This window comes from Nostoc sp. KVJ3, from assembly GCF_026127265.1.
Lineage (GTDB): Bacteria > Cyanobacteriota > Cyanobacteriia > Cyanobacteriales > Nostocaceae > Nostoc.
In genome coordinates this window covers 64,275-73,695 of sequence record NZ_WWFG01000010.1, presented here as the reverse complement: position 1 = coordinate 73,695, position 9,421 = coordinate 64,275, and the positions used below count along the sequence as shown (strand labels likewise).

Annotated in this window: 10 protein-coding genes; 7 read left to right on the top strand and 3 right to left on the bottom strand. The window is 38.7% G+C overall.

Annotation, left to right across the window (positions count from 1 at the left end; all coding sequences use genetic code 11):
• The 7 genes from GTQ43_RS38715 to GTQ43_RS38685 all read left to right on the top strand — a co-directional run.
• The coding region (locus GTQ43_RS38715) for an integrase catalytic domain-containing protein (RefSeq protein WP_265277944.1) at positions 1–793 on the top strand (793 nt) is incomplete at its 5' end.
• Between the two features lie 148 nt (positions 794–941).
• A complete protein-coding gene (locus tag GTQ43_RS38710; protein WP_265277943.1) occupies positions 942–1,328 on the top strand; it encodes a hypothetical protein in 387 nt (128 codons plus the stop codon).
• Positions 1,319–1,579 (top strand): hypothetical protein, encoded by a 261-nt coding sequence (locus GTQ43_RS38705; RefSeq protein WP_265277942.1) that lies wholly within the window; start codon positions 1,319–1,321, stop codon positions 1,577–1,579. The genes GTQ43_RS38710 and GTQ43_RS38705 overlap by 10 nt, the downstream gene beginning before the upstream one ends.
• Complete coding sequence (locus GTQ43_RS38700) at positions 1,569–2,447, top strand: AAA family ATPase (protein WP_265277941.1); 879 nt, start codon at positions 1,569–1,571, stop codon at positions 2,445–2,447. The genes GTQ43_RS38705 and GTQ43_RS38700 overlap by 11 nt, the downstream gene beginning before the upstream one ends.
• Positions 2,437–3,252 (top strand): TniQ family protein, encoded by an 816-nt coding sequence (locus tag GTQ43_RS38695; RefSeq protein WP_265277940.1) that lies wholly within the window; start codon positions 2,437–2,439, stop codon positions 3,250–3,252. Before GTQ43_RS38700 ends, GTQ43_RS38695 begins: the two co-directional genes overlap by 11 nt.
• A gap of 641 nt (positions 3,253–3,893) precedes the next feature.
• Positions 3,894–4,169: a transposase gene (locus GTQ43_RS38690; protein WP_265277939.1), complete on the top strand. Its 276-nt coding sequence runs from the start codon at positions 3,894–3,896 to the stop codon at positions 4,167–4,169.
• Positions 4,166–5,653 carry an IS1380 family transposase gene (locus tag GTQ43_RS38685; RefSeq protein ID WP_265277938.1) on the top strand — a complete coding sequence of 496 codons (1,488 nt, stop codon included), beginning with the start codon at positions 4,166–4,168 and terminating at the stop codon, positions 5,651–5,653. The genes GTQ43_RS38690 and GTQ43_RS38685 overlap by 4 nt, the downstream gene beginning before the upstream one ends.
• Before the next feature lie 366 nt (positions 5,654–6,019).
• Here GTQ43_RS38685 and GTQ43_RS38680 read toward each other — a convergent pair whose 3' ends face one another.
• From GTQ43_RS38680 to GTQ43_RS38670, 3 genes are all read right to left on the bottom strand, one after another.
• Positions 6,020–6,937: a TniQ family protein gene (locus GTQ43_RS38680; protein WP_265277937.1), complete on the bottom strand. Its 918-nt coding sequence runs from the start codon at positions 6,935–6,937 to the stop codon at positions 6,020–6,022.
• Positions 6,927–7,424 (bottom strand): hypothetical protein, encoded by a 498-nt coding sequence (locus GTQ43_RS38675; protein ID WP_265277936.1) that lies wholly within the window; start codon positions 7,422–7,424, stop codon positions 6,927–6,929. Before GTQ43_RS38675 ends, GTQ43_RS38680 begins: the two co-directional genes overlap by 11 nt.
• Before the next feature lie 1,347 nt (positions 7,425–8,771).
• A complete protein-coding gene (locus GTQ43_RS38670) occupies positions 8,772–9,419 on the bottom strand; it encodes a response regulator transcription factor (protein WP_265277935.1) in 648 nt (215 codons plus the stop codon).
• Positions 9,420–9,421 lie beyond the last annotated feature (2 nt).

The following is a 9,421-nucleotide window of genomic DNA, read 5'->3' as shown; positions in this document are numbered from 1 at the left end:
TTTCTGTAAGCGTATTAATCAACGAGATCCAGTACGGCAAACTCGCCAAAGACAAGGTAGTAGAGCAGCTTACCAAAAGAATCCTTTTTATCACGAATTAACGCTTTCCACGCCTAACCACGGCAGTCGTCCATTTGAAATCTGCCACATTGACCATACGGAATTAGATATTGAGTTAGTTTGTTCTCGCACTGGACGTTGTTTAGGCAGACCTTGGGCAACGATTCTTATTGATGCTTTCTCCCGCCGCATTTTTGCCATCTATTTAACTTTTGATCCACCATCATATCGCTCTTGCATGATGGTGTTGCGAATTTGTGTGCAGCGACTTGGACGTTTCCCAGAAACATTAATAATGGATAATGGTGTAGAGTTTGGCAGTATTTACTTTGAAACTCTTCTGGCGGCATTTGCTTGCACAAAAAAACAACGCCCCGTTGCTAGTCCAAGATTTGGTTCGCTTATTGAACGTTTTTTTGGCACAACCAACACAGAATTCTTTTACAACCTAAAAGGCAATACTCAAATTACTAAACAGGTTCGCTTGGTAAATAAAGCAAATAACCCAAAAGTACAAGCTGTCTGGACATTGCCAGAATTATATGAATATTTTTGTGAATATGCTTATGTGATTTATGACTGTAGAGAGCATCTGGCGTTAGGACTCTCTCCTAATGCTGCATTTGAAAGAGGTCTTAATCAAAGTGGAATGCGCTATGGAGAAAAAATTTTAGATGATGAAACTTTAAAATTTTTACCTTGCCTTCAACTCCGAAGGGAAGTGCAAAAATAATACCAAGAATTGGTATAAAAATTCATTCTATTTACTACTGGTCAATTGATGATTCCTTTCTTAATCCTGAAGTTGAAGGAACTCAAGTCCCAGTTAGATACGACCCATTGATGTCGGGACTGCTTATGCTTATGTCAAAGGTAATTGGGTGCGGTGTATTTCTGAATATTACTCATCCTTACAAGGTCATTCAGAAAGAGAAATTCGACTTGCAAGTATTGAATTGCGCCAGCAGAAAAATCAGTATAACCAAAAGATAACAATTAGGGCTAAGGAACTTGCACAGTATCTAGAATCAGCAGAAGCTCAAGAAACTTTACAGGCACAAAGATTGCACGATTTGGCTGCACTAGATATGCGTCAATTGCTGTATCAAAATAATATTAAACAGACAAAAACTTATCTTGATGAATATCCAATTAACATTAATACAACCAATCCTACTGAAGTTTTATCACAAACAGATAAATTAAATATTCCAGCAATAGATTTAGAACAAATTCAACCCCATACTCAAGAGGAGTTATGGCAATAAAACACAAACGTCTATTTCCTCAAGCACTTCTTACTCAATCATCAACCGAGCGGCTGAACTATTTTCAGAGGATTACAATTGGACATTTACGGTTAAAACAGGCTTTAGATATTTTGTTGATGAATCTTCAACAACCAACAGATATCTGTGTCTTGTTCGTTGTTGGCCCAGCAGGAGTAGGGAAAACTACTTTACGACTACGAACTGAAAAAACTGTTAATGGAAGGTGCATTAGCATCTATGAACAGTAATATTTGTCAGATCCCAGTCGCAGGTATAGAGGCAATTGCTAATGAAGCAGGAAAGTTTAATTATAAAGATTACTACCTCCGGGTTCTAGAATCTCTAGAGAAAATCTCGCTCAATTCAATCACTACAAATAGTACATCAAATTATCAAAAGTATGCAAACACTCTTTCGGCTACATACTTTGCTTCCAAAAGTTCTGATACTGTGCGTCGTGCTTTAGAACAATCTATGCGACACCATCAATTAACAGCATTAATGATAGATGAAGCCCAACATTTGCTGATGGTTGCTGGAGGAAAACAAATGTTACATCAGATGAATTGGATAAAATCTATCGCTAATGTTACTGGTGTCGTACATATTTTATTCGGTACTTATGATTTACTCAACTGCTGTCACCTCAGTGGTCAAGTCAGCCGACGCAGCGATGATATACATTTACCTCGTTATTCGACAGACAACAAAGAGGATATAGCTGAGTTTATGCGGGTTCTCAGAACATTTCAGGCACATTTACCAATGGTAGAAGAACCTTGCTTGGTAGAACAATATGAATATTTTTTGGATTACTCAGTTGGCAGCGTTGGTCTCCTCAAAACTTGGTTGACAAAAGCGTTACGAAACGCCTTGGCAGAGAATGCGACAACCCTCAATGCGAAGTATATCCAACAAAACGAATACTCAAAAGCACGACGGCAGCAAATTCAACAGGAAGCACAAGCTGGAGAGAAGCGATGGCACAACGAGGTTGCAACTGTAACACCCAGTTTGACCAATGAAGATGTAAGGCAACCATCTCAAACGAAAGGTCGTGTTGGAAAACGTCTGGCTAAAAGAGATCCTGTAGGAATTAATCTTGATGTTAGTTGATTATTATACCGAAGATGAGTTTTGGAATCTGGAAAAACCAACAATTCCACAACGTTGTCAATTATTTCCATTAGAGCCAATTGGTGTTGGTACGCTTTATATGGAGAGCTTAAGTGGATATGTTGCTCGCCTTGCCGACTATCACACCATAACTGCTGAAGAACTAATTTTGTCAAAAATTGTTCCACTGATGGGGCACAAAACAAGCAGTGCTAGTTCCATCAACATCATTAATCATTTATTTGGAGTTCAAGATTCTTTAACTCCAGCAAGCCAAACCAGAGTTAACATTGCCACTACTATAATTCAAGTTCTAGAAGAATTAACCCAGCGTCAAGATTTATCTTGTCTGTGGCCATTAAAGTGGGCAAGTATTTTTTTCGAGTTTAGCATTCTGCGCTTACATCAAGCTTGGTGCCCAGTATGCTATGACACCTGGCGTACCAATAATCGAGTAATTTACAATCCACTGCTGTGGTTAGTCAACACAATCAAGGAATGCCCTCACCATGAGCATCAGTCACTGATTGAGCAATGCCCTCACTGCCAGCAAGAGTTTCCACCATTATCAAGGTATTCTCGTCCAGGATATTGCTCAATCTGTCATCTATGGTTAGGTGGACTGCAACTCAATCAAGTAGTTAATGAAGAAACTGAAAGCGTTGACTTTTGGCGGCAACAATTGATAGCTCCGCTCTCTAATCAAAGCAATAAGCCTGTGTGGCAGTGTATGTGGTTCGATGATGTCGAAGATTTGGCTGCCAATACACCCTCTAACTTCCTACCACCCATGCATCAAAACTAATTTTTCACCGAAACTTGCCCAGGTGTAGGTTCGCAGACTAATTGAAAAAATCTCAACGGAGTAATCAGGGTTTCAACTTATCTTGTCGCAGACTAATTGAAAATTTGTCGCGGACTAGATGAAAAATTCCTACCAAATTCGCGGACTAATTGAAATTTTCCGCCAAATGAGGATAAAAGGTTGCAACTCATTACAGTATAACGCTTTGGAGAAATACTTCTCTAATTAGCGATCGCCGTATAGTACGAGGGAATAAGGGTTACACAAGGTCATTTTCAATTAGTCTGCGACAATTTTTCACATAGTCCGCGACAATTTTCACTTAGTCTGCGAACCTACACAGGCGTTTTGAAAGCATAAACGTGCCGCCCCGGCAAACTTATGGTTACAGTCACAATGTTGGTGAAAGTGTTGTATATCAAGGAAAGTGGTATTAATCGTATTTTATGTCGGATAAAAGATAAGGGTTACTTATTTTGTGTTGTAGCCTTGTACTACTATGTAATCTAAAGCATAATGTGAGCAGACACCTTACTTGATGGTTGGTGTCACTGTAACGCGGATTTCTCACAAAATCTGAAAAAAAGGGATCAAAAACTGCGAAAATGTATATATAGCAAGTATTTCAGCAGTTATAGAGCATGACCCCAGCTTCGACAGATCGTATACCGAAACAGTTCAGATTTGAACAGCCAAAGTTAGTTCCAGTCGTAGTTAATTTCCAGGGTGGACAAGTAACATCTGATGCAGGTTTAAGCTTAATTGCTGAAATAGATAGAAAGCTGCAAATCACATCACAGTTTGCACTATGTTTCCAAGATTACCGAAACGCGGATTTCTCACAAAATCTGAAAAAAAGGGATCAAAAACTGCGAAAATGTATATATAGCAAGTATTTCAGCAGTTATAGAGCATGACCCCAGCTTCGACAGATCGTATACCGAAACAGTTCAGATTTGAACAGCCAAAGTTAGTTCCAGTCGTAGTTAATTTCCAGGGTGGACAAGTAACATCTGATGCAGGTTTAAGCTTAATTGCTGAAATAGATAGAAAGCTGCAAATCACATCACAGTTTGCACTATGTTTCCAAGATTACCGAAAGCCTTATCGAATTGACCATTCAATAGAAAACTTAATTAGACAACGAATCTACGGGTTGGTCATGGGATACGAAGACTTAAATGACCATGAAGAATTACGTCATGATCCGATGTTTGCTCTATCATTAGGAAAAAGGATTGGAGTACAAGATAAGCCTGTAATATTAGCAGGGAAAAGTACATTAAATAGGCTGGAACATTGTCCTGAAGATGTAGAACAAGGAGCAGATAGTCGTTACCATAAAATTGGACATTCTTCAGCAGAAATTGAAAGTCTATTTGTAAATATATTTTTAAAATCCTACTCAAAAGAACCACGAAAAATTATTTTGGACTTAGATGTAACTGATGATTTAGTACATGGCAATCAGGAGCAAGTTTTTTTCAATACCTATTATGGAGGATATTGCTATGCTCCACTTTATATTTTTTGTGGCAAACACTTATTAGCAGCTAAACTTCGTCCTTCTAATGTAGATCCAGCATTTGGAGCGTTAGAAGAGTTGCAAAGAGTCATTAAACAAATACGTCAACATTGGCAGAATGTTGAGATTTTAGTACGAGGAGATAGTGCCTATTCCAGAGACGATATTATGACATGGTGTGAGTCGCAGACTGGAGTTGACTACGTTTTTGGATTGGCGCGAAACAGCCGTTTAATTAAAATGGCTACGGCGACTCAAAATAGAGCTTCGCTTGAGTTTGAGCAGAAGTTATCAACAGTAACTTCATTTTTAGAAACTCTATTTAAACCAGATGAACAAATTTTTGAACTTGCTTGTGACCTGATTGATAACTCAATTTGGCATAAGTCCTTAGACTATCAGACTCGTGAATCTTGGAGTCGTAGTCGTCGTGTTGTTTGTAAGGTCGAATATGGAATAAAGGGAAATAATATTCGTTTTGTTGTTACAAGTCTTCCTACCAATAAAGTACCCCCTGGTCAACTCTACAGACAAAAATATTGTAAGCGAGGGGAGATGGAAAATCGTTTTAAGGAACAACAACTTGAGCTTTTTAGTGATAGAACCAGTACTCATACATTTGCAGGAAATCAGCTACGCTTATGGTTTTCTTCTCTTGCTTACGTTTTGATGAATGCATTGCGGTCACAATGTTTAGCCAAAACCGAATTAAAAAATTCTCAAGTTGGGACTATTCGGACAAAATTATTGAAGTTAGGAGCCTTAATTACTATAAGCTCACGGCGAATTTTAATTGCGATTACTAGCTCAAGTCCTGTAAAACATATCTTTGCTGCTGCTTACAGATGCTTAAAAATGCTCTCGAATACCGCTTAATTTCGAGTCAAGCAGCATTTCACCTTCTCTCTAATAATATTTTTGGCTTAGTTTGATTTAAGCCTTGTTTTGGATGCTTAATTTTATGAGCAGAGTGTTTCAATCCCAGTACAAGCAAAAAGCTTAGTAGCTGTTTTAGCTTAATAATGGCTATTTTGTACTTACTTTATTTACCATCATAAATTTCAATTGATGATGTATCAAAAAATGTCTTACATCAAGCGATGTGAATTGATTTTTTATTGTTTGTGAGAAATTTGCGTGTAAGCATAAGATGAGCAAGTTGCTCGCTTTATGGTTTCAAAACAGGTCGCTCATCTTATGCTTACGGAAAAGGAAGCACCGTCCAGTAGCTCTGGTCTGGGTTCAACTGACTACACTCGGTATAATCGAGAGAATTTCCAAACCCTTAACAGGATTAATTCCAAGTTTGTAACACCACCTTAAAAATTTAGTGAGAGTAGGTTTTCGCCGATATTTAGCTGGCGGGGTAACTTGAGAAAAAGAAGTCGAACTAAGTGTTGGCATAGCGCCAAAAATCTGGCCAACAGATTGAGCAGCCCACTTTTCCCAATCAAACCGAGACCCCTGAGAAAAAGAAGTATTGTCTACAAACCGACCCAACCATGCATTACACACACAACAATAACCAAAAGAATGGCAGTCCAGATTGAGAAACTGTTGAAAACAACCACAGTACAAGCACCGCAGTTGTAGGTAACGTTGGTGAACTGGACAAACACTGACAGGTTCTATTGTCCACAACAAAGGGTTATAAATAGGTAAACCAGCTTCACGCCAGTCTTGATAGCAGCCAGAACACCAACGTTGTTCAGTATGGAAAATATGACTGAAGTTAAGTCGCCAGGAGTGCCATTGAAGTAAAGTCAGAAAACTCAGATCAAGCCTAGCAGTTAATTTCTCAACGATGGCAACTACCTTTGAAACATGTTGCGTTCGGTCTAACCAAAATTTAGCAGACTGCTGTTGTAAAAGTGCAGGCTCTCGATGCCAAGCATTGATGAGCATTTTGATAGCATCATCAGCTTTCAAGAAATCGGGTGGTTGATTGCTCTGAATAAATAACGGCGTAATTTTATAGCGAATTAAACTAGCAATCGAGACACCATGTGCAGCAGCCAAGCGCTGTAAGTAACTAGTAAAACTTTCAACTGTGGGTGTACCAAAACCTATTGGTTTAAGAGAATAAAGATGGCTGCGTTTTGGAAGTTGGTTCATCGTTAAGTCCCACGACTCATAATTAGCCAAACTTTCAACCGACATTTTCACCACCTCCAACAGTACGACGTTGAGGTTTAGTATTACCAGTAGTAGAGCGACGAGATTTAGTATTGGTTGTCTGGGACGTGCTATGTGTAGCTGACCCATGATGAGATTCTAAACCTAAAGCAATTCTCAAAGCCGAACTATCTGGGGTAAACTCAAGTTGCTTTTCTCCTAATCGTGTTTCGTTGAAGATAATCATGCATTGTTCATGAGAGTAGGCAGAAGATTTTAAATGCGACAGAGTGAGAGTTTTAGCTCCATCCAGTAACGCCATTGCCAATGCTTGAGATAACCAATCTTTGAGAATACCGACACAACCGAAACTGCGTTCGTAGCAAAAATCCCAGTATTTAAGTAAATCAGGCTCTTCTTCAAAAGGTAAATGACGTTGAAAAGTTTGAACAACACCTCTGAAAGCTTTTAAATCTTCTTCATTCTCGACTTTGTATCGCTCAAAATGAATATCCAGGCTGCGCCTGCACAACTGGGCACTCAAGTTACGAAGTATCAACAAGTCATAAGTACCTGCCAGTACGAATTTGACTTGAGTAAGGTTTGCTAGGGACTTAATACAGTCTGTCTGGTCGCGTAATTTTCGACCACTGGCAACTTTACTGAGATTTTGTGCTTCATCAAGGCAAAAAACTTTCAGACGACGATGTTTATGTCACTGTAAGCATAAGATGAGCAAGTTGCTCACTTTATGCTTTCAAAGCGGGTTGCTCAAGTTATACGTCCCAAAGTAAAGACAGTAAACATAAAGAGTGAAAATACCTCTGTTGCTTGATCTGATTTCTTTTTCGACAGAGCGATCGCTTTTATATCCGCCTATCTCAAAGTCCTATTCTTTCATGGTTTATTGTCATTAAAATAAAGTTATTGAAAATACAATCTGCTGCTCAACTCTTGCTATTTCTAGGTTTCACGGCTTAAAAGGGAAATTTAAGTTGCTTGATATCATGCCTGAGTATGTTTGCTCAGGTTACAGTTACAAAACAGAACCTTTGCTCAAGTTATTGTTTCAAAATCTATTTACAACTAATAATTATTTAGTTTAATTAACACTAAGTATAAAAGACTGATTGTAGATATTTTTAGTAACAATCGTCAAATGATTTGCTATTAATCTTTTTGAGATATCTCATTGTGATTTGAACTAAAAATTGAGATTTTAACTCATAATCTGCTTCAGAAATGAGTATCCAGTTTATAGTTCACTTTTAATATTCGAGTTTTTTTACTAATAATGATTATCGTGTAAGGAATAAAAAGACTGATATGAAAGACGTTCGTATCAATCGTTCGGCTTGATTATCATTATTATTCAGCTACGAGTTGAGTAGGCGATCGCTTGTTCAATGAAATATTTTATTTTTACTCAAATATCTATGAAAACAAAAGTTTTGAACCATAAAATTGGTATTTGAACCATATTGGGGATTGAAAGTTTAAAGTACTTATCAAAGATCCAAATTTAATTGAATCTTTTATTGCAGATAGTTGTAAGCATATAAAAAAGTTCAACAATTCTAGTCTCTCAAAGCATTGATTTTTCGTGGTTGGGTGCAAGTCCACGTAAAAATAAGTTGAACAATTTGGGGATGGAAAAGGGATCACTCTACTACTTTTTCAACACAGAGACACCAAACTCAAATAAAAAAGTTCAACAATTAGGAGAGTGATTCTACGCGCATGTGGGCGCGATCGCTCTAGTAATAACGTAGCTATCGCACGGCGGTAAGACTTGCGAGCGATTCATGGACGGATGCCTGGAGCGGGGTAAAGCACCCAACAGAAATTGTAGAACTTTTTTATTTATTGTTGAACTTTTTTATTCCTCTACAATAGTCAATGAGGAATTAGCAATGATCGCTAACTGGGCGCGGTTCCTACAATCGAGGCGATTTAGCAAATGTGTCACATGAGTCTTCACAGTGCCTTCAGTAACCACTAACTGTTTAGCGATTTCTCGATTGGTAGCTCCACCGGCAATCAACTGGAAGACCTGCTGCTCACGCTTCGTCAGCATCTTCAATTCTGGCGAAGCGATTGGTTTAGCGATGCCCCAGGGATTGTTTATCATTTTTTCTAACAGCCCTGGAGCCAACTGAGCATAGCCTTGGTACGCCAGCCGAATTGCTTGCACTAACTCGTCTACGGGCATATCTTTGAGCAGGTAGCCTTTCGCACCTGCCCGGATTGACTCGACAATATACTGGTCATCATCAAACGTGCTGAGTACCAGCACTTTCACATTGGGAAATCGTTCACAAATCGTTATTGTTGCGGCTCTCCCATCCATCAATGGCATTCGTATATCCATCAGCACCAAATCAGGTTGGAGGGCTACGACCTGCTCTATTGCCATCTCACCATTGCTGGCAATCCCCACTACCTCCAAATCTGGCTGCAATTCTAGCATCGTTTTTAGCCCTTGGCAAATCAGGCTTTGATCGTCCACAATCAACACATTAATCATAA

What these genes read in the sequence shown, in the direction of transcription:
- GTQ43_RS38685 (WP_265277938.1), top strand. Translation starts at nt 4,166, where the DNA reads ATGACCCCAGCTTCGACAGATCGTATACCGAAACAGTTCAGATTTGAA.
- GTQ43_RS38695 (WP_265277940.1), top strand. Translation starts at nt 2,437, where the DNA reads ATGTTAGTTGATTATTATACCGAAGATGAGTTTTGGAATCTGGAAAAA.
- GTQ43_RS38680 (WP_265277937.1), bottom strand. Translation starts at nt 6,937, where the DNA reads ATGTCGGTTGAAAGTTTGGCTAATTATGAGTCGTGGGACTTAACGATG.
- GTQ43_RS38690 (WP_265277939.1), top strand. Translation starts at nt 3,894, where the DNA reads ATGACCCCAGCTTCGACAGATCGTATACCGAAACAGTTCAGATTTGAA.
- GTQ43_RS38700 (WP_265277941.1), top strand. Translation starts at nt 1,569, where the DNA reads ATGAACAGTAATATTTGTCAGATCCCAGTCGCAGGTATAGAGGCAATT.
- GTQ43_RS38670 (WP_265277935.1), bottom strand. Translation starts at nt 9,419, where the DNA reads ATGATTAATGTGTTGATTGTGGACGATCAAAGCCTGATTTGCCAAGGG.
- GTQ43_RS38705 (WP_265277942.1), top strand. Translation starts at nt 1,319, where the DNA reads ATGGCAATAAAACACAAACGTCTATTTCCTCAAGCACTTCTTACTCAA.